Here is a 19,909-nt window from a genome sequence, read left to right as displayed (position 1 = left end):
GCACCTCCTGTTTTCGACGCCGGGTCAATCCCTAGCGTCGGACGATTGACCTCAAGAGCCTCAATGCTACCGACAGCGAGGCCATATCGTCGGCTTCAAGGGCATTGACCTCGTCGAACATGCTCTTCGCACGCCCCAGTTGCTCCGCGTTGAGACCCTCCCACGCCCGGAGCCGTTCCTCGGCGGGTGCCCCTGCGGCAGTCGACTCAAGCACCGCCGTCGTCATGTCTGAAACGGTGGAGTAGAGGTCGTCCCGCAGCGCGGCACGGGCCAGCGCCTGCCACCGGTCCGCCCGCGGCAGCGAACTGATCCTTTCGAGCAGGGAGTCGGCATGGAAGCGGTTAAACACCGTGTAGTAAACGTGGGCGATGTCTTCCACCGATTCCTTGCGGGAGTGGGCGATCTTCGCAATGTCCAGGAGCACGAAGCTCTCAAAGAGCTCGGCCCAGCGGTGGGCAATATCTTCAGGAAGCCCCCAAGCCCGTGCCTTTTCAAGCCACGCGGCCACCCGGTCACGGTCGTCGCCGCGCACATAGTCCAGGAGCCGGGCACGCATCGGATCCATGAGCGGCTTGAACTCGTCGACGATATCGGCGATGGGGCGGGAGGCGGTTCCCTGGCCCAGAAGCCAGCGCACGGCACGGTCCAGAAGCCTCCGGATATCGAGGTGGACCGTGCTCCAGTGCTCGGTGGGGAACGACGCCGGAAGGTCGTTGAGCTCGGAAACCATAATGTCGAGTTCATAGACCTCGCGGAGCGCCACGAAGGCCTTTGCCACTGCCACTTCAGTCGCGGACGTTTCCTCCATGGTCCGGAAGGCGAAGGTGATGCCGCCCATGTTGACCATGTCGTTGGCGATAACCGTCGCGATGATTTCGCGGCGCAGGGGATGCGTGTCCAGTTCGGCGTCGAACCGTTCCCGCAGCTGCTGCGGGAAGTACTCCCTGAGGGTCTGCCGGAACCAGGGATCGTCCGCCAGATCGCTTTCCCGCAGTGCCGTTGCCAGCTCGATCTTGGCGTAGGCGGCGAGCACGGACAGCTCAGGGGACGTCAGACCCTGCCCCTGTTCGAGCCGTTCATGAAGGACGGCTGTGGACGGCAGCGCCTCAAGGTCACGGTTAAGGTCCGCGGACTTTTCCAGCCAGTCCATCAGCCGTTCGTAACTTGGGCTCCATTCGGCCACCCGCTGACGGTCGTTGAGCAGCAGGATGTTCTGGTCGATGTTGTCTTCCAGAACAAGCCGGCCCACTTCGTCGGTCATCGATGCCAGGAATCCGGCACGCTCGCCCGGATCAAGCTTCCCGGCCGCCACCATCCGGTCAACGAAAATTTTAATGTTGACCTCGTGGTCCGAGCAGTCAACACCTGCCGAGTTGTCGATCGCGTCGGTGTTCAGGATGACGCCCTGCAGGGCAGCCTCGATACGGCCGCGCTGCGTCATCCCCAGGTTTCCGCCCTCGCCCACGACTTTCACGCGAAGGTCACGCCCGTCAACGCGGATGGCATCGTTTGCCTTGTCCCCCACCATTGCGTGCGTCTCGGTGCTCGCTTTCACATAGGTGCCGATGCCGCCGTTGTACAGCAGATCCGCCGGCGCCAGCAGGATGGCCCGCAGCAGTTCGGGCGGGCTCAGCTGCATCGTGTCCTCGGGAAGGCCGAGGGCGGACCGTACCTGCGGGGAAACCGGAACTGATTTGGCCTGGCGCGGGTAAACGCCGCCGCCCTCGCTGATGAGCCCCTTGTCGTAGTCATCCCATGAGGACCGCGGCAGCTCGAACAGCCGCTGCCGTTCAGCGTAGGAGCTGGCTTCGTCCGGGTTGGGATCGAGGAATATGTGCCGGTGGTCGAAAGCGGCCAAAAGACGGATGTGCTTGGACAACAGCATCCCGTTGCCGAACACGTCACCCGACATGTCGCCCACCCCGACCACGGTGAATGGCTCGGACTGCGTGTCGAGGTCCAGCTCGCTGAAGTGGCGCTTGACGGACTCCCAGGCGCCCCGCGCCGTGATGCCCATGGCCTTGTGGTCGTAGCCCACGGACCCGCCGGAGGCGAAGGCGTCGCCCAGCCAGAAGCCGTATTCCGCCGCGAGCCCGTTGGCGATGTCGGAGAAGGTCGCGGTGCCCTTGTCCGCCGCCACCACGAGGTACGAGTCGTCGTCGTCGTGCCTGACAACACTTCCCGGCGGAACGAGCTGTTCGCCGTCCGGGCCGGTCACGAGGTTGTCGGTGAGGTCGAGCAATCCGCGGATGAACGTCTTGTAGCTGTCGATGCCCTCGGCCATCCACGCCGCCCTGTCGGCCGCGGGATCGGGCAGCCTCTTGGCGAAGAAACCACCCTTGGCGCCGGTAGGAACGATCACCGCATTCTTGACGGTCTGGGCCTTGACCAGGCCCAGGATTTCCGTCCGGAAATCCTCCCGCCGGTCGGACCAGCGGAGACCGCCGCGCGCCACTTTGCCGAACCGCAAATGCACGCCTTCAACCCTCGGCGAATAGACCCAGATTTCGAACATGGGCCGCGGGAAGGGCAGCCCCTCGATCCCGGCAGGGTTCAACTTAAAGCTCAGGTACGGCTTGTCCTGGTAGAAGTTGGTGCGCAGCGTCGACTCGATCAGGTTAGTGAAGGTCCGGAGGACACGGTCGGCGTCGAGGGTGGCTACGCCTTCAATAGCGGCGGCCAGCTCGGCACGGACCTTGTCCTGCCGTTCGGCCCGCTCCAGTTCTGTCAAGGCCGGATCGAAGCGGGCCTCAAACAGGGCACTGAGCCCCTTGGTTACCTCGGGATTGGCCAGCAGCGTATCTGCCATGAACTCGAACGAGTTGGTGTTGCCCATCTGCCGCATGTACCTCGCGTAGGCCCGCAGCACAACGATCTGGCGCCACTGCATGCCTTCACGGAGCACCAGGCGGTCAAAGCTGTCGGATTCCGCCGCACCCGAAACCGCAGCCCCGAAAGAATCTGCCAGCAGCTGGCCTGTGGACAGCGGCTCCACGCCGGCGGGGTATTTCAGCCCGAGGTCGTACAGGAAGAAATCACGGTTGTCGGAAGTCTCGATCTCGAAGGGCCGTTCATCCAGCACTTCAAGTCCCAGATTGTGGAAGTAGGGAAGGATCTGGCTGAGGCTCTTCGGCTCCAGCATGTAGAGCTTGACGCGGGCATCCTCCTCGAGCGTTGCTCCCGCCCCGTCAGGAAGATACACGTGGACGCCGGGACGCTCCTGCTTCGCTCCGCCATGACGTTCGGCTGCGGCCCCGTACTTTTCAAACCTCTCGATGTCTTCCAGGGCGTCTTCAACCTCATAATCGACCCGGTAGCTCGCCGGGAAGGCCTCGGCCCAGATGGCGGCGAGCTCCTTGGCGCGGTCGTCAGGAAGCTTGTCCAGCAGGACCTCGCTGATGCCTTCGCCCCAGGAACGCGCGGCCCGGACAAGGCGCTTTTCCAGGTCCTCGGTGTTGACGTCGCTTACGTCGGCGCCCTTTGGCAACCGGATGCGGAAGAAGATGCGGGCCAGCGCCGACTCCGTCATCCGTGTCTCGAAGTCGATGGACTCAGCACGGAAGGTCTCGCGAAGTTCCTGCTCAATCCGAAGCCGGACGTTTGTGGTGTATCGGTCGCGCGGCAAAAACACGACGGCGGACATGAACCGTCCGTAGATGTCCGGCCGCAGGAACAGCCGGGTCCGGCGGCGTTCCTGCAGTCTTTGGATGCCGGTTGCCGTCGCGGCGAGGTCAGGGACCTCGATCTGGAAAAGTTCGTCGCGGGGGTACGTTTCCAGGATTCCAAGGAGGTCCTTGCCCGAGTGCGAATCCGGCGGGAACCCTGCGCTGCGGAGGACCGCCTCCACTTTTTCCCGCACGATCGGGATGTTCCGGACGGAACCGGTGTAGGCGCTGGTGGCAAAGAGGCCGATGAAGCGCTGTTCGCCGTTGACGTTGCCTGCGGCGTCAAAACTCTTTACGCCGATGTAGTCAAGGTAGGCCGGCCGGTGGACCGTGGAGCGCGAGTTGGCCTTCGTAATCACCAGGGCCTTTTTTTCGCGGGCTTTCCGCCTGCCCGCATCAGTAAGGTGCTGGACATGCGGGGTGTCGCCGTGGGCGCGAAGCAGCCCGAGCCCGCTGTCCTCTCGGAGTTCCAGGACATCCTCGCCAGCCTCATTGACGAGGTCGTACTCGCGGTAGCCGAGGAAGGTGAAGTTGCCTTGGTCCAGCCAACGAAGCAGGTCCTGTGCCTGGCGCAACTCTGCAATCTGGGTGGCATGGGCAACCTTGTCGAGGCTGTCGGCTATCTGCCTCGCCTTGTTGCGCATTTTCGGCCAGTCTTCGACCGCGGCCCTGACATCGCCCAGTACCCTTTCCAGCCCCTCTTTCAGCTGCGCCTTTGCCTCCGCGTCGGCCAGGCCGATCTCCACCGCAATCCATGACTCCATGTGCGTGGTGTTGTCGCCCGATGCGATCAGGTGGGACAGGCTGGGCAATGCTGCAGTGTCACCGCTGGAAATGCCGACGCTGGACGGGACCCGGGCCACTTTGACGAGTTCGTTGGTATGACGGTTGCGTGTGACCACAAACATCGGGTGGAGTACCAGATGAATGGCCGAGTTCTGGCGGACCAGTTCTGCATTGACGGAGTCCACGAGGAACGGCATGTCGTCGGTGACGATGTACACCACGCTTTGGTCCGCTTCATCGGCGATGGAGATGTTGGCAGTCCCCGGCTCCCGGATGGCGGCGACGCGGCGGTGTGTTTCCGCCCGTGAATTCAAGACCTCCCGCGGGTACGTACGGGCGTCCTCCTCCGCGAGGTGCTCGTAGTAGTCCGCAAAGAAGCTCTCTCCGGCTTCGATTGGACGGGACTGATCCTCCACGCTGGACCCAGACGACATCGACAAACGCCTCCATCAAACAAGTTTCTGGCCGCACCGTTGCGGCCCTAATCGTGAGCCTAGCCCTTTAGCTTCCGCTTTGCTGTGGAAGAGAACACAGAGGATCTGGATTTTGGCTGGGCAGGTGCACAAACCAAGGCGGCGATGGCGGACCGAAGCCGTGATTCGGGAGCCGTCTCCATCAGCAACGAGCCGGAAAGCAGTGCAGCGTCGCTGGCGACAGGATCCGCCGGAAGGAATGCCTTGATGGCGGCGGCCGGACCGAATCGGTCCCACGCCTCGCGGAGCTGGCGTTCAGGGGAACGGCCCACTGCTGTGGAACGCACCTTGTTCATCACGACCTCCGGTTTGCTGCCGGGCACTGCCATCTCCAGCTCGGCAAGCCCCCGGACAAGCCGTGGGACGCCAATGGAATCGGCAGATCCCACTGCAAAGACCGTGTCGGCCATTTCCAGGCTCCTGAGTGTCGCGGCATTTCGTCGTGGCGCCATGGTGTCGAAACTCAGTTCCTCGTCGGCCTCGAGGCAGAAGCCTGTGTCCACAACGATGACGTCGGCCACTTCCCTCGCCCGCTCCAGTACAAGCGCCAGCGCGGCGGACCGGAGTTCCGTCCAGCGGTCAGCCCGCGTCATGCCGGTGAGGACGCGGAAGGTCCCGGATTTGGTGGCAACAGGCACCGCCGCTCGAAGAAGCGCTTCCCTGTCAAGCAAGCCCTGGTCCGCCAGCCGGCATGCCTGTGCCAGGCCGGCCGCTTCGTCAAGGAGTCCGAGGACAGCGCCAATGCTCGCCGCGTAGCTGTCCGCATCAACGAGAAGGACGGATTTTCCCTCCGCTGCCAGCTCCCCCGCGATGTTGACGGCCACCAGAGTCCGCCCGGGAGAACCGGCCGGGCCCCACACTGCGATGATTTCTCCGTCGCCGGTTGCTGGCAAAGTTTCGTCCGTGTCACCGGCGTCGGGCCGCAAGGCGGCGCCCGTCTCGGCGAAACCGCGTTCACCCCGCTTCGTGCCGGTGATCCCGTGCCCCGAGAACTGGGCAACAGCTTCAGCAATGCGTTCGGCCAGAACTTCGGACTCGACGGCGGAAATAGCGGCAGACACACCGATGCCGCGCAGGCGCGCTGCTTCCTCTGCATTGTCCGTCAAAGCGATGATTGCAACGCCCACCGCGCCGAGCCTGTCGACGAGGGATGCTGTCAGTTCCTCGCTACCCTCGGCCACCACGGCCGCCCGGGCAAGCCCGCTCTGGCATGCGGCGAGCAGTTCCGCCAGCTCAGCGCACCGCCGGACCACAGTAACTGGCCCATGGAGACGTTCCAGGCCGCCAACCAGGTCTTCCCGGGATTCTCCCACTGTCACTACGGGGATACTCATTTGGCAGCACCGGCGGGATTCCAAACCACGGAGATTTTGGCTTCATTGGCCTGCGCGCCGAGAAGCGACGGCATCTGGCTGTCCTCCACCAGGACCATCAAGACAGTGGATTTGGATGATCCGAGAGCTGTCGAGCCCGACGATACGTGGGCTATCTCTGCACCGGGGAGAAGCAGCTTCGGCGGCGCAAAGCCATTCCGCGCGTCGGGCAGTGAAACCCATACGTCCACACGGGTTCCCGCAACCGCCTGCTCGGGCAGCTCTTCCCGGACAGTAACGGAGACGGGCTTCCTGTCCAAGGCGTCCACGCTGCCGAGGCTTTCCCGCGGCAGCAGCTGGTCCTTTCCTATCCGTTGGACCGCCACGGCCCCGTCGGGCATGCCGGACTCCGCCGTGATGTAGTGCGCCTCGACCTCTCCCAGCCGCACCTTGACCCTGCCGACGTTTTCGGGAGTGAGCCTCTCCCCCACGGCAATAGGCTCCCGGGCGGCAAAAACTTCAGTAGTTCGGTCTGCGCTGCCAACGAGGGCAATGACACCGGCAACTGACGCGAGGACCAGCAGCACCCCCACCAGGAGCCGGGGGTCCTTCCACGAAGGCTTCTTCAGTCGGGCTCCCGTAGCCGTGGCGCTGGCACTCATGCGTACTTGCTCCCCCTTGATGCGTCGGGCGCCCCTGATGCCCCGATCAAGATCATTGTTACGGCATACGTGAGCAAACGGAAAGTCACGGAACCAAACATCATCAAACTGTGGATAACGGCATCATTTGACAATGCCGGTGGCAGAATTGAGCTATGCCCCGTTTCCTGACCCTTGCAGATGTAGCCGAGCAGCTTCAGATCAACTCGCCCGCGGCCTACGCGCTTGTCCGCAGCGGCGAACTGAAGGCCATCCAAGTGGGCGGCCGCGGCCAGTGGCGCGTCGAAGAGAAAATGCTCGAGCAGTACATCGAAGAGCGTTATGCCGAAGCCAGCCGGATGATCGAAGAGGCCAAGTCGAAGTCACCCTGATTCCCCCGTAACCCGGAAGAAGTTAGATCTCTCCGGGCCGTGCCGACCGAAGCGCCGCCAGGGACCCGAAGGGAATTGTTGCCACGTCCATTACATTGGACGCCCGGCGTGCTTCGCCCGGCGGCGTGATCGCGAGGTCGAAAAAGTCCCGCCCCACCCTGTCAATGACGCCGGGGATCCGCACTTCCCCTGCCGCGCCGCTGGCCAGCAGGACGGTCAGGGCTGCCCTGTCCCGCGAAAGGCTCCGGAGTGCGCTGGCCAGCCCCAGCTTCCGCCGTACTGCCGATGATTCGCCCACCGCAGTGCGGCCAATCCCGATGTAATGCGACACCGCGGCGTATGGCACCAAAATCTGGTGCGCCGCCTCGTCTATCACCAGGCTTTCCGCGCCGGCGTGGCTGAGCGTCCCCCTGAAGACCGAACCGGAGACCAGATGAACTCCGACGCGGCGGCCAAGTGACCCGCGGACCCGGTCGGCCAGGCTGATGGCCGCCGTGTCCGCCCTGGACCGTTCGGACACCTCGGACTCGCGCCCCAGGACATCGGCCTCGGCCATCTGTGCCTCGAGGTCGTCGAACAGGGCATTCCATCGCATGGCGCCAGCGTAGGCGGAAGGCCGAGAGGGGTCAATTCAAAAGAACTCCGCCTTTCTCTGGACAACTGTCTTCCGAATACTACAAACTGACTCCACTGGCATTAAATGTAGTCAAACTACATCAAAATGCATCAACCAATGAAATGAGTCCGCCATGCATCCGTCCGCACCACCACCGCCGCCCGTCCGGTCCGACGCAGCCATGGCACTGACCATCCTGGGACTCGGCTGTTTTTTGGCATTGACCGGGGTCAGCCTCGTCGAACGCTGGCAGCGCTCCGCATCCCGGCAGCAGCACCTTGCCTTCGAGGATCTCCTTGGCATGCTGTCGATAGCTGCCGGTTTGCTCATTGCGGCCTGGTGGGTGCTGTCACTCATGGCTGCCTTCACGGCAGCCATGTGTGAACGGGCGGGCCTGAAACATGCCGCCGCGTTAAGCGGACGCTGCAGCCCTGCCTTCATGCGCCGGTTAGCCCTGGCTGCTGTCGGAGTGCAGCTCATCGGGGCACCCCTCGCTCATGCGGAAAACATGCCGGCGGCCGGCACGGACACGAGCGGCTGCGCCGCAGTAGCTGGAGCGTGGGCGCCCACCGAAAGCCAGTCGCCCCAAAGCACCACTGCCCAAAGCACTACCGCGCAGGTGGTCCGCCAGATGATGGCCTCCAACGAATCCGCGCCCGAAAATGCCAGCGCTGGGCAGCCGGAGCCCGGCGCTGCGGACGTTCAGCCGCAATGGCAACCGCATCCCCCGGTCATTACTCCCGGACTGGTGACTTCCGCGCCGGTCAGGGCCTCACGTGAACAGCAGGGCGCTACTGCCCGCTCGGAAGTACCCCGCACGGACGTGGTGGTCAGGTCGGGTGATTCGCTCTGGACCATCGCGGCCGAGGCGCTGGGGCCCGGGGCGTCTGACGTCGAAATCGCCTTGGAATGGCCCCGATGGTTTGAGGCAAACAGGGCTGCCATCGGCGCGAATCCCGATGTCCTGCTGCCTGGCCAGATACTCAGGAGTCCCTGAGCCCCTGCTGCTCCCTCCGCCTCCGCGTTGCAACGTGCCTGCAATTCCACTTCAAACTAAAGGACCGAATCATGACTGCAGCAATCACAGTCCGGAGCGCGGGCACCACAGCGCCACAGGCCATCCCTGTGTTGGGGACTGATGCCGCGCAAGAGGTGCGGGAAGTTTGCGCCATCACCAGATCCACCGTCCAGGCCGCCATAGAAGTCCTCGCCGGAACCAGACCGATCAACCAGCTGGCGCGGCGGCTGGACCAGCGGTGCCTTCTGGCCCTGCAGCATCGGGCCTGCCTGACACGGCGGGAAGCTGCGCGCGCACCCCGGACGCTGGCACGCCTTCACCGGAACCCCACGGTCCGGTCCGTGCGGGCGTGCGAGGTTACGCCCGATATCTACGAAGCCAGTGCTGTGGTGACCGACGAACTGAGGACACGCGCCGTCGCTGTCCGGCTGGAGCGCAGCAAGCAAATCTGGCGGGTGACCGCCCTGGAGATCGGATGAACGGACGTAAGCAGCGGGGACCTGGGCATCTGCCCAAGTCCCCCGCTGTTAGTTTTCTCAACCGATCCGGCCGTTAGCGCTTCTTCTTGGCGTCACGGCGGGTCTGCGCTGCGGCCTTGGCCGGATTTCCGGAGCGTCCGGCCGCCCTGCCCTCGACACGGGTCTGGGTTCCGCCGCCTTCCGCCGGCGCGGTGTACTGCAGCTGGGCCGGCTTTTCAGGGGCTTCCAGCCCGGCGGCATGGATCTGCGGCTCGTGGTGTTCCGTGTGTCCGCCGGCGGCATCCGCCACCACGACGTCTTCGGCGGGAGTAACCTCAACCTCAAGGTTGAAGAGGAAGCCGACGCTCTCCTCACGGATGGCTTCCATCATGGCCTGGAACATCGTGAAGCCTTCGCGCTGGTATTCCACCAGCGGATCACGCTGTGCCATGGCGCGCAGGCCGATGCCTTCCTTGAGGTAGTCCATCTCATACAGGTGCTCCTGCCATTTCCGTCCGATGACGGAAAGAACAACGCGCCGCTCAAGCTCACGCATACTTTCGGAGCCGATGGCCTCCTCGCGGGCCTGGTACACCAGTTTGGCGTCGGAGAGGATCTCTTCCTTCAGGAACTCAACAGTGATGCGCGATTTCCCGCCCGCCTCATCGATCACATCGTGCGAGGTGACGGTCACGGGATAGAGCGTCTTGAGGTTGGTCCAGAGCTGGTCGAAATCCCAGTCGTCTCCGTTGCCTTCAGAGGTGGCTTCATCGATGAGGGCGTTGATGGTGTCTTCCAGGAAGAACTGCACCTTTTCATGAAGGTCGTCACCCTCAAGAATCCGACGGCGGTCGCCATAGATGGCTTCACGCTGACGGTTGAGGACGTCGTCGTATTTCAGGACGTTCTTCCGCTGTTCGGCGTTCCTGCCCTCAACCTGGCCCTGGGCCGAGGCGATGGCGCGGGACACGAGCTTGGATTCCAGTGCCACGTCATCGGGGACGGAGCTGTTCATCAGGCGTTCGGCTGCCCCGGAGTTGAACAGACGCATGAGGTCGTCAGTCAGCGAAAGGTAGAAACGGGATTCGCCGGGGTCGCCCTGGCGGCCGGAGCGCCCGCGGAGCTGGTTGTCGATCCGGCGCGACTCGTGCCGCTCGGTCCCCAGCACGTAGAGTCCGCCGAGGTCCAGTACTTCCGCGTGCTCTTCCTTGACCGCCTGCTTGGCGGCCTCCAGGGCATGCGGCCACGCAGCCTCGTACTCCACCGAGTTCTCTTCGGGGTCCAGGCCCTGCCGGGCGAGTTCGGCGATGGCTGTAAACTCGGCGTTGCCGCCCAGCATGATGTCCGTTCCGCGGCCGGCCATGTTCGTGGCAACAGTAACGGCGCCCTTGCGCCCCGCCTGGGCAACGATGGCCGCTTCCCGGGCATGGTTCTTGGCGTTCAGTACCTCATGCCGGATGCCTTGCTTGGCCAGCAGCCTGGAAAGGTACTCGCTCTTTTCGACGCTTGTGGTGCCAACCAGCACAGGCTGGCCCGTTTCATGGCGTTCGGCAATATCCTGGACCACCGCATCGAACTTGACGGTTTCGTTCTTGTAGACCAGGTCCGACCGGTCAATCCGAATCATGTCCCGGTTTGTGGGGATGGCCACCACGCCAAGCTTGTACGTGCTCATGAATTCGGCAGCTTCGGTTTCCGCCGTGCCGGTCATGCCGGACAGTTTGTCGTACATGCGGAAGTAGTTCTGCAGCGTCACAGTGGCCAGGGTCTGGTTCTCGGCCTTGATCTCGACGCCTTCTTTGGCTTCGATTGCCTGGTGCATGCCCTCGTTGTAGCGGCGGCCGGCCAGGATACGGCCGGTGTGCTCGTCAACGATAAGCACTTCCCCGTCGAGGATGACGTAATCCTTGTCCCGCTTGAACAGTTCCTTCGCCTTGATGGCGTTGTTCAGGAAGCCGATCAGCGGGGTGTTCGCGGATTCGTAGAGGTTCTGGATGCCCAGGTAGTCCTCGACCTTTTCAATGCCGCCTTCGAGCACGCCGACGGTGCGCTTCTTTTCGTCGACCTCATAATCCTTCTCCGGCTGCAGCCGCAGGACAACCTTGGCGAACTCGCTGTACCACCGGTTGGTGTCGCCCTGTGCAGGACCGGAGATGATGAGCGGGGTGCGGGCCTCGTCAATGAGGATGGAGTCGACTTCATCGACGATGGCGAAGTGGTGTCCGCGCTGAACGAGCTCCGACTTGTCCCACGCCATGTTGTCGCGGAGGTAGTCGAAGCCGAATTCGTTGTTGGTGCCGTACGTGATGTCCGCGGCGTACTGCAGCCGCCGGACGGCCGGATCCTGGTTGGAGAGGATGCAGCCGCTGGTAAGACCAAGGAAGCGGTAGACACGGCCCATCAGCTCGGACTGGTATTCGGCGAGGTAGTCGTTGACCGTGACGACGTGGACGCCCTTGCCTGCCAGGGCGTTGAGGAAGGCCGGAGCGGTGGCCACGAGCGTCTTGCCTTCACCGGTCTTCATTTCCGCGATGTTGCCAAGGTGGAGGGCTGCACCACCCATGAGCTGGACGTCGAAGTGGCGCATGCCCAGGGTACGCGAGGATGCCTCGCGGACAGCGGCGAAAGCCTCCGGGAGGAGATCGTCGAGCTTTTCGCCGTCCTGGTGACGCTCCCGCAGCCGGTCCGTTTCTTCCCGCAGCTCCGCATCGGTGAAGGTTTTGAAGGAGTCTTCAAGGGCGTTAATGGAATCGGCATAGTTCCGCAGTTGCCTCAGGGTTTTTTTGTCACCCGTGCGGAGAAGTTTTTCGATTAGTGATGCCACGTGAAGTTGCTCCCAGTCTCATGCTGCCGAATTCTGGCGTGTTTAGTCTACGGGAGAGACGCAAAGCACGTACCCCTGTTCCCTCAGAGCGGATACTGCTGTCCTGTCCCCCGGACGGCGGCTCCCACCGCTCCGGCGATGTCCCCGGACGGGGACACCACTACGTCGTCCAGCCCCAGCCAGTCGGCCATGAGCCGCAGTTCGGCCGCAAGTTCGACGGCGGTGTCCGCAGGCGCGTCCGGCTCGCCAAAGCATGCCCTGGCCAGCAGCTTTCCGCCGGCCCGGTCGGCTTTGAGGTCCACTCTGGCCACGAGGCGGTCGCGAAGAAGGAACGGAAGGACGTAGTAACCGAACCGGCGCTTTGGTTCAGGCGTGTAGATCTCGATCCGGTAGTGGAATCCGAACAGCTCTTCGAGCCGGCGGCGCTCGAAGACCAACGAATCGAACGGGCTGAGCAACGCCCGGCCCGTCGCAGCGCGCGGCAGCCCCGCATCGACGTGACGGAACAGTTTCCGGTCCCAGCCGCGCACCGTCGCCGGCTCAAGCAGTCCGCCGTCCACGAGACGCTGGACTGATGGGGCCGCCGCCTTCAGCGGTGTCCTGAAATAGTCGGCAAAACACCTTACAGTCCCAATGCCATGCGCCCGGGCCGCTGCCTCGATGAGCCTGTCCATGGCCGCCTCGGGATCCGGTGCCGCTGCCGGCGCTGTGGCCCGCAGCACGTCGCGGGTCAGCGCATACCTGCGTTCGAACTGGTCCGTTCGCGATGCCGACGACACGGCCCCCTCCTCAAACAGGTGTTCGAGAACGCGCTTGACCGCATTCCAGTTCCAGCCCCAGTTGACGTCTTTACGGTCCTCCACGTGGCCGATGGCCGCTGTCAGTTCGGCGGCCGTCATCGGTTTTCCGTCTGCCAGTGCATCCAGCACCAGCCGGGTGACAGTGGACCGCAGGTCAGGGTCCATGGCTGAGGCTCCCACCCAGGTGCGGTTCTGCCAGGCCACGAGGTCCGGGAAATGCTCAGGCCGGATGAAACTCGCCTCGTGCGCCCAGTACTCCACCATCCGCCGCGGATGCTTGCCCGCCATCCGCTGTAGGATCGTGCGGTCGTAATTGCCAAGCCTTGAGAAAAACGGAAGAAAGTGGCTCCTCGCCAGGACGTTGACCGAGTCGATCTGAACGAGCTGAATCTGGGCAAAGGTCCGGCCCACCGCCCGTGAGGTCACGGGGCCGGCGGGCCGTCCTTTGTGCAGTCCTTGGGCTGCCAGTGCGATCCGTCGGGCCTGTGAAAGGCTCAGCGTTGCACCCATGTCAGCCCTTTCGCAGTTAGGGCACCATCCTAGGCTGTTGCAGCCGCATCGTCGGAGCGGTAAGCGTGGATCTTCTCCTCTAAGGTGTTCTCACCGGGCTCGCAGTAGTGGTCCAGGGTGATGACCCCGTACGTCCAGCCGCGGCGCCGGTAGACCACCGACGGCGCGTTCGTGGCCTTGTCCACGAAGAGATAAAAGTCGTGGCCGATAAGTTCCATGTTGTCCACGGCGTCATCCAGCGTGAGGGACGCGGCCGGGAAGATCTTGCGGCGGATCAAAACCGGAGAATCTCCGGCAGGAATGTCATTGTCGACGTCGTACGGCGACTTCTCGGCCGGCTTCGGCGCAGGCTCGGCACGGTGGCTCGCTTCGACGTAGATAGGCTCGTTGGAACTGGCAGGCTCCAGGGCTGCTGTTGCCTCGCGTACCGCCTTGGGCGTGTGCCGTCCGTGATGGACCTTTTTGCGGTCCTTGGCCCGGCGGAGCCGCTCAAGCAGCTTGTTGTAGGCGAGATCGAACGCGGCGAACTTGTCTGCGGCGCTTGCTTCGGCACGGATAACGGGGCCTCGGCCCAGGACTGTCACTTCAACCGTGAGCTGGTCGCCGGTCTGGCGTGCGTTCGTTTCCTTGGAAACCTTCGCGTCCACCCTCTGGACCTTGTCCCCGAGCGATTCGATCTTCGAGATCTTTTCGCCCGCGTATTCGCGGAAGCGGTCTGAGACCGTCAGATTTCGTCCGCTGATCATGAACTCCATGGTGCCCTCCAAATGACTTCGGTGACACGACGGCGGCGCATCGAGGGGGACGATCTGAATGACAGTCGAGCCCCTTTCCGAGCCGCTATCGAAAGGTACAACTGATCTTGGTACCCATAACCGACGTTAGTTCATAGCAACCAGTTATTCATCCTTTCGCCCTTTATTTTTTTCTATGTCTCCGGGAGCCTGCGGCCCTCCCAACATCGCAGAGATTGGCCCCGCGTCGGGCGGCCGGGTCGCTGCCAGAACCACCGCGCCGCGCACAACTCCGCCTGCCTCATGCAGCGCCCTGGCTGCCTCAGCGAGCGTGGAGCCGGTAGTCAGGACGTCGTCGACGATGATGCAAGGGCGTCCGGCGAGCCCGCCCCTGCCGGGCCCCCGGACAGCACGCATCGAACCCCGGACCCTCCGGGCCCTGTCCCCTCTTCCCAGTCCTTTTTGGCCGCCCAGTCCTTTTTGGTCGCCGGGCATGCCTGCGGCCACCGTGGGGACCTTGGTTTTCCGCAGGACGTCCTGACAGTTCAGGCCCTCGAGGCCGTTGTTGAAGCGAAGATATTTCAGCAGCAGGTGGACCTGGCTGAAGCCTCTTTTCCGGTACGCCCTGCCGCTGCTGGGGACCGGCACGAGCCAGATGTTCCCCGTGCCGCCCGCGGCAGCGAGGATCGCCCGGCCGAGCGCTTTCGCCAGAACACCTGTGAGCGGGCCCTGGCCGTGGCGTTTGAAGGCAAGGACCGACTGCGCCAGCTCCTCACGGTAAATTCCTGCTGCCACCACCGGCAGAATGACTGAGCCGTCGGTATCCACCAGCGCCGGCGCGGTGGACTCGGCCCGGAACGGATCCCGGGTCAGCAGCCGGACCTTCCGCTCGCAGCCGGAACAGATGGCTCTGTCCTCCTTGCCGCAGCAAACGCATTCAACGGGCACCGCCAGCGCCATGACCTCTGCCGCCGCACCGGACAGCAGCTCGGCAGCCCTCAGCCACCACTGCGGATGTTCGCTGCGGTGCTTGGAACGCCCCGGAAGCTGGGGAAGCAGGTCAGGGTCTCTTGGCCGCCCGCGGGCAGGGCCGACGTGTCGCGTCTCCACCCGGCAAGCCTGCCGTGGCTGGCAGCGCGGCGGAAGGAGCCCGGTGCCGGATGTGGAAAACCAAGCCCCCGTGGAAACGGTCAGCCGGGGAAAGAGGGATCCGTGGGCCCCTTCAGCTGTGGTGACCAGCCATTTCCGAGCCGTTGGAAGATGCCGTCCGCGGACTGCGCGAAGATCTCCTCGGGTCCGTTGCCGGCGCTGAGGGCCACCAGACCTGGCCACGGGGCCAGCTTCTGGGGCTGGGTGGAGGTGAGGGAGAGCAGTTCCGGGGTGACGTTCGCATTGGCCGCGCCTTTCATCACTGCAACGGTCGTGTCGTTGACCCAGACGCCCTGGTTGGGGCTGCCGCTTGCCTGCAGGGTGACCGGCGCGGTCAGTTCCTTGGGAGTCCCATCAGCGTTTCGAATGAGGCCGGTCACTTGGACCCGGGTCGAACCGTTTCGCTCGGAGATGACCAGCGCCCGCACTCCCTCCCGGGAGACGCGGAAATCCTTGACCGTGCGACCCGCAAGCCAGGACGGCGTCAGTGTCACCGACGGTACCGTGGCGCGCTGGGATACTCCGGTGGGACGGAATGCTGTGAGTTCGGTGACGCCCTGCGCGCCCGGTCCTGCCGTCCAGACCCAGTCATGCAGGCCAAAGGACGGGTGGGACAACGTGCTTCGCGTAATGAGGGCCCGCGGGGATTGACCTGGAACCATGGAATACAGCGTGCTCCGGCTATCGTCCAGGAACGCCACGGTTTGCGAGACCGGAGATTCAGCAGGCGACCGCGGCTTCAGGCCGGCGACGGACTGCATGTCGGGCAGGGGAGAAATCCTGTTGTTTTCGTAGCGCACCAGTTCGCTCTTGCTGACGGCGATCTGGCGTGCGGGTACGTTTCTGTTCTGGACCGGCGGCAGCACCGAGCCCTTGTCCTCGACGCGCACCAGGTCCTGGTTTGCCCTCAGCTCCACGTTGATGACGTCCGGCTGGGTACGGAACGTCAGGGCCAGCTGGGTCTGCATCCTGAGCCGGTCTTCGGTGGAGGCCTCGGTGAGTTCCTTGGCGGACAGATCCACCTGGGCCGCTCCCGAGACCACCGGTACCGACTCCCGCGCCAGCTTCATGCCGGACGGGAAGGCGCTGACCACCGCTCCCTTGAGATACGGCGCGGGCCCGCCAAGCAGGGCGCTCGTCATCGATTTGACGGTCTTCTTCTTGATGAACCACCGCACGTCAGGAACGGCATAGGTGAAGGTCGGATCATAGAAGTAGATCGGATAGGCGCCGTAAATGACCTTGAACGTCTCTTCGGCAATAGCGGTGCCGTCGGGAACTTTGGAAATCCGCCATTCGCCGTCCACCTGAACCAGTGTGACGGGGATGCTCTCTTTGGTTCCTGGCGGCATCTGGGTGGCGACGCCGTCGGCATCCACTGAGTACGCAACGTCCAGCTCGTAGTTGAAGACCCCCTCGACTCCGGTCTTCACTACCTGCTCCGAGCGGAAGACCAGTGTCCGCTGATCAGGCTTCCAGGCAACCGACGAAGCCTGAGTAAGGTACTGCCGGGCCACGGCGTAGTCGTCCTCATACCCGCTGCCTGCGAGATAGAAATCCTCGATGACCGCCTCCGGGCTTGATCCCGTGCGGGGCGCCACCGGGAAAAATACCGGCGCGTTCGGATTTCCCGCACTCTCGTCGGTGCTCTTTCCCACGGGCCCTGACCTGGGGATCTGGGCACAGGATGCAACGAACAGAAGTACGACGGCGAGCACCGTCGCCAAGGCGCCTCTGGCCCCCTGTCGCCTGCCACTCATGATCTCTCCCCTGTTGCAGCTCTTTCCGGCGCAGTTTCGCCGGCCGGGTCAGTCTCGCCCGCCAAGTCAGTCCCGCCGGGCGCCGCAGCGCCGCTGGGTTCGCCGGGCTCCGCCGAGTCAGCCGCACGCGCGTCCTGGGCGCTGCTGTCCAGCACAACGACGCTCCGGTCAGCTGAACGGGGCAGGCCGACATCCGCGGGCTCAAGCTGCAGTGGCGACCTCGTGATGGTGCCGCCCTGTTTAAGGGGAAGGGTCAGGCGGAAGTTTGAGCCCACGCCCTTGTTTCCCCAGGCCTGGAGCCAGCCGTTATGGAGCTTGGTGTCCTCGGTGGCGATGGACAGCCCCAGGCCGCTGCCTCCAGTGGTCCTGGCCCGGGCAGGATCGGCACGCCAGAAGCGGTCGAAGACCCTGGCCGCCTCGGCCGGGCTCATGCCAATCCCGTGGTCCCGGACGGTAACAGCGACAGCTGACTCGTTGGACGCCACCGAGATGTTGACGGGCTTCCCTTCCCCGTGTTCCAGGGCATTAAGGACAAGGTTGCGCAGGATGCGGTCAATGCGTCGGGCGTCCATCTCCACCACGATGCTTCCCTCGGGGGCATTTAGTGTCATCCCGGAACCGTATTCTTCGGCGACGGGAGCAGCCCCCTCCATAACGTGCGAAATGAGCTGAACGATGTCCGTGGCCTCTGCATCCAGCATCGCAACGCCGGCGTCGAACCGGGAGATCTCGAGCAGATCCGCCAGCAGGGACTGGAACCGTTCAACCTGGTTGTACAGCAGCTCGGCCGACCGCTTGTTTATGGGGTCAAAATCGTGCCGGGCGTCGTACAGCACCTCCGCGGCCATGCGCACGGTGGTCAGCGGCGTCCGGAGCTCATGGGAGACGTCCGAGACGAAGCGCTGCTGCATCTGTGACAGCGTGGCCAGCTGGGTGATCTGCTCCTGAAGGCTGGCCGCCATGTGGTTGAAGGACGCACCTAGACGCGCCACTTCATCCTCGCCCTTGACGACCATCCGCTCCTGCAGCTGTCCGGCCGCGAGTTTCTCGGAGACAACGGCAGCATGGCTGACCGGGCTGACCACATTCCGGGTGACGTACCAGGCGATGCCACCGATCATGAGGATCAGGGCCGCGCCGCCCGCCCACAGGACGTTCTGGATCTCGTCCAGGGTCTGTTGCGCCGTGTTGAGGTCGTAGATCAGGTACAGCTCATAGACGGTGCCATTGAACGTCACTTTATTGCCGACGGCGATGCCAGGACGGTCCTCGGTTCCCACCGGGAACTCCATGGACGCCCAGAACTGTTCCTTGCCGGAATCCTGCACCGCGGCCCGGAGCTCTTTGGGGATGACACTGACGGTCAGCTGGTCCGAGGCCCGGGACTCGACCCAGCGGTTGCGGGGCTTGGTTTGCTCGGGCATTGCCTCAAACACGTAGCGCCGCTGGATCACGGATCCCCTGCCTTCAACCGCATTCAACGTGTCGTAAACGAGGGTGATGACGCTGGACTGGTCGGTGACCTGGGCGCCGTCGAACGTATCCTGCACCTGCTTGACGTTGTAACGGGTTTCGGATTCAGCCTGGGTCAGGCGTTCCTGGAAGAGATTGTTGGCGATCTGGTTGGACAGGTAGGCGCCGACGATCGCAAATGAACTTATCGACAGCAGCAGCGTTGTCAGGACTGTCCTGAATTGCAGCGAACGCCGCCACCTCCGCTGGAGGGAACGCAGCAGGAACTGGATGCCCGGAAAAATCCGGTCCAGCCCCGTATGCACCAACCGCGCGACCCGCAGGCAAACGATCAGCGCCCGGCGTCGCCAGATCCGGAAGCGGAACGGTAACCGGGAGAGGTCGGCGGCAAACGCATCAGTGTGCTCCGGAGCCGGATGAACAGCGGACCCGCGGGTGCCGTCAGGGCCGCTTGGCGCATTGGGGCTGGCGCCAGAGCCCGCCAGCCTGGAATCAGATGCCGAGGAACCCGGCACCGTGGAATCCGGCACCGTGGACCCCGGCACCGTGGAATCCGGTGCCGGAGCACCGGTCGCCATGCCCTGCGGGTCGTCAGAGGGATTCTGGCCCGGGGGTTCAGGAACCTGCTTTATAGCCGACACCACGAACCGTCAATACTACTTCCGGCGCTTCCGGATCACGTTCAATCTTCGACCGCAGTCGCTGGACATGGACATTGACCAGCCGGGTATCCGCCGCATGGCGGTAGCCCCATACCTGTTCGAGGAGCAGCTCGCGCGTGAATACCTGCCAGGGCTTGCGGGCCAGGGCTACCAAAAGGTCGAATTCCAGCGGCGTCAGGGAAATCCGTTCATTGCCCCGTGTCACCGCATGGCCTGCGACGTCGATTGAGATATCCGCGATCCGGAGTGTCTCCGGAGCCTTCTGGTCGCCCGGGCGGAGCCGTGCCCGAACGCGGGCCACCAGTTCGGCGGGTTTGAAGGGTTTAGGCACATAGTCGTCGGCGCCGGATTCGAGGCCACGGACGACGTCCGAAGTGTCCGATTTGGCAGTCAGCATGACAATGGGGACATCCGACTCCGACCGGATCTGCCGGCACACTTCGATGCCGTCAGTGCCTGGGAGCATGAGATCCAGCAGCACGAGATCCGGCTTCGAGGAGCGGAAGACCTCCAGAGCCTGACCACCGTCCGCGCAAAAGACCGGCTCGAAACCGTCATTGCGCAAGACAATGCCGATCATTTCGGCCAAAGCCTCATCATCGTCAACTACCAGAATGCGTGCCTTCATAGTTATA

14 protein-coding genes are annotated in these 19,909 nt (G+C 63.7%); 3 read left to right on the top strand and 11 right to left on the bottom strand.

Features of this window, described 5'->3' with window-relative positions; translation table 11 throughout:
* Nucleotides 1-31: 31 nt before the first annotated feature.
* From J7E80_RS17425 to J7E80_RS17415, 3 genes are read right to left on the bottom strand one after another with little or no spacing between them, the layout of a single operon-like run.
* The gene (locus J7E80_RS17425; protein WP_215053488.1) at nucleotides 32-4,885 is read right to left on the bottom strand and encodes an NAD-glutamate dehydrogenase; all 4,854 of its coding nucleotides are present in this window, start codon (nucleotides 4,883-4,885) and stop codon (nucleotides 32-34) included.
* 59 nt (nucleotides 4,886-4,944) lie between these two features.
* The gene (locus tag J7E80_RS17420; RefSeq protein ID WP_215053487.1) at nucleotides 4,945-6,258 is read right to left on the bottom strand and encodes a chromosome partitioning protein; all 1,314 of its coding nucleotides are present in this window, start codon (nucleotides 6,256-6,258) and stop codon (nucleotides 4,945-4,947) included.
* Nucleotides 6,255-6,899 carry a hypothetical protein gene (locus J7E80_RS17415; protein ID WP_215053486.1) on the bottom strand — a complete coding sequence of 215 codons (645 nt, stop codon included), beginning with the start codon at nucleotides 6,897-6,899 and terminating at the stop codon, nucleotides 6,255-6,257. The genes J7E80_RS17420 and J7E80_RS17415 overlap by 4 nt, the downstream gene beginning before the upstream one ends.
* Before the next feature lie 155 nt (nucleotides 6,900-7,054).
* Here J7E80_RS17415 and J7E80_RS17410 point away from each other — a divergent pair, with 155 nt between their 5' ends.
* A complete protein-coding gene (locus tag J7E80_RS17410; protein ID WP_215053485.1) occupies nucleotides 7,055-7,270 on the top strand; it encodes a helix-turn-helix domain-containing protein in 216 nt (71 codons plus the stop codon).
* Between the two features lie 22 nt (nucleotides 7,271-7,292).
* Here J7E80_RS17410 and J7E80_RS17405 read toward each other — a convergent pair whose 3' ends face one another.
* Entirely contained in the window at nucleotides 7,293-7,865 is a 573-nt protein-coding gene (locus J7E80_RS17405) for a hypothetical protein (protein WP_215053484.1), read from the bottom strand.
* Nucleotides 7,866-8,019: 154 nt separating this feature from the next.
* Between J7E80_RS17405 and J7E80_RS17400 the strand changes: the two genes are divergently transcribed.
* Nucleotides 8,020-8,883 (top strand): LysM peptidoglycan-binding domain-containing protein, encoded by an 864-nt coding sequence (locus J7E80_RS17400; RefSeq protein WP_215053483.1) that lies wholly within the window; start codon nucleotides 8,020-8,022, stop codon nucleotides 8,881-8,883.
* Between the two features lie 71 nt (nucleotides 8,884-8,954).
* Nucleotides 8,955-9,383 (top strand): Rv3235 family protein, encoded by a 429-nt coding sequence (locus J7E80_RS17395; RefSeq protein ID WP_251037012.1) that lies wholly within the window; start codon nucleotides 8,955-8,957, stop codon nucleotides 9,381-9,383.
* A gap of 73 nt (nucleotides 9,384-9,456) precedes the next feature.
* On the opposite strand, the gene secA is transcribed toward J7E80_RS17395, so the two are convergent.
* The 7 genes from secA to mtrA form a co-directional block, all read right to left on the bottom strand.
* A complete protein-coding gene (secA, locus tag J7E80_RS17390; protein ID WP_215053482.1) occupies nucleotides 9,457-12,186 on the bottom strand; it encodes a preprotein translocase subunit SecA in 2,730 nt (909 codons plus the stop codon).
* An 83-nt stretch (nucleotides 12,187-12,269) separates the two neighbouring features.
* Nucleotides 12,270-13,496 carry a winged helix-turn-helix domain-containing protein gene (locus J7E80_RS17385; protein ID WP_215053481.1) on the bottom strand — a complete coding sequence of 409 codons (1,227 nt, stop codon included), beginning with the start codon at nucleotides 13,494-13,496 and terminating at the stop codon, nucleotides 12,270-12,272.
* Between the two features lie 29 nt (nucleotides 13,497-13,525).
* The gene (gene hpf, locus J7E80_RS17380) at nucleotides 13,526-14,251 is read right to left on the bottom strand and encodes a ribosome hibernation-promoting factor, HPF/YfiA family (protein ID WP_215053480.1); all 726 of its coding nucleotides are present in this window, start codon (nucleotides 14,249-14,251) and stop codon (nucleotides 13,526-13,528) included.
* A gap of 144 nt (nucleotides 14,252-14,395) precedes the next feature.
* Nucleotides 14,396-15,340: a phosphoribosyltransferase family protein gene (locus tag J7E80_RS17375; RefSeq protein ID WP_311380870.1), complete on the bottom strand. Its 945-nt coding sequence runs from the start codon at nucleotides 15,338-15,340 to the stop codon at nucleotides 14,396-14,398.
* An 80-nt stretch (nucleotides 15,341-15,420) separates the two neighbouring features.
* Complete coding sequence (locus tag J7E80_RS17370; RefSeq protein ID WP_215053479.1) at nucleotides 15,421-17,139, bottom strand: LpqB family beta-propeller domain-containing protein; 1,719 nt, start codon at nucleotides 17,137-17,139, stop codon at nucleotides 15,421-15,423.
* Entirely contained in the window at nucleotides 17,136-19,253 is a 2,118-nt protein-coding gene (gene mtrB, locus J7E80_RS17365; protein WP_396020807.1) for an MtrAB system histidine kinase MtrB, read from the bottom strand. Before mtrB ends, J7E80_RS17370 begins: the two co-directional genes overlap by 4 nt.
* Entirely contained in the window at nucleotides 19,228-19,902 is a 675-nt protein-coding gene (mtrA, locus tag J7E80_RS17360) for an MtrAB system response regulator MtrA (protein WP_215053478.1), read from the bottom strand. The genes mtrB and mtrA overlap by 26 nt, the downstream gene beginning before the upstream one ends.
* Between the last annotated feature and the right edge of the window lie 7 nt (nucleotides 19,903-19,909).

The organism is Arthrobacter sp. ISL-28, from assembly GCF_018613875.1.
Lineage (GTDB): Bacteria > Actinomycetota > Actinomycetes > Actinomycetales > Micrococcaceae > Arthrobacter.
This window is presented reverse-complemented; position numbering and strand designations above follow the sequence as displayed.

Excerpts from the sequence above, each read along its gene's own strand:
- J7E80_RS17415 (WP_215053486.1), bottom strand. The coding sequence starts at position 6,899 with ATGAGTGCCAGCGCCACGGCTACGGGAGCCCGACTGAAGAAGCCTTCG.
- J7E80_RS17425 (WP_215053488.1), bottom strand. The coding sequence starts at position 4,885 with ATGTCGTCTGGGTCCAGCGTGGAGGATCAGTCCCGTCCAATCGAAGCC.
- J7E80_RS17410 (WP_215053485.1), top strand. The coding sequence starts at position 7,055 with ATGCCCCGTTTCCTGACCCTTGCAGATGTAGCCGAGCAGCTTCAGATC.
- hpf (WP_215053480.1), bottom strand. The coding sequence starts at position 14,251 with ATGGAGTTCATGATCAGCGGACGAAATCTGACGGTCTCAGACCGCTTC.
- J7E80_RS17405 (WP_215053484.1), bottom strand. The coding sequence starts at position 7,865 with ATGCGATGGAATGCCCTGTTCGACGACCTCGAGGCACAGATGGCCGAG.
- J7E80_RS17395 (WP_251037012.1), top strand. The coding sequence starts at position 8,955 with ATGACTGCAGCAATCACAGTCCGGAGCGCGGGCACCACAGCGCCACAG.
- J7E80_RS17400 (WP_215053483.1), top strand. The coding sequence starts at position 8,020 with ATGCATCCGTCCGCACCACCACCGCCGCCCGTCCGGTCCGACGCAGCC.
- J7E80_RS17370 (WP_215053479.1), bottom strand. The coding sequence starts at position 17,139 with ATGAGTGGCAGGCGACAGGGGGCCAGAGGCGCCTTGGCGACGGTGCTC.
- J7E80_RS17385 (WP_215053481.1), bottom strand. The coding sequence starts at position 13,496 with ATGGGTGCAACGCTGAGCCTTTCACAGGCCCGACGGATCGCACTGGCA.
- J7E80_RS17420 (WP_215053487.1), bottom strand. The coding sequence starts at position 6,258 with ATGAGTATCCCCGTAGTGACAGTGGGAGAATCCCGGGAAGACCTGGTT.
- mtrA (WP_215053478.1), bottom strand. The coding sequence starts at position 19,902 with ATGAAGGCACGCATTCTGGTAGTTGACGATGATGAGGCTTTGGCCGAA.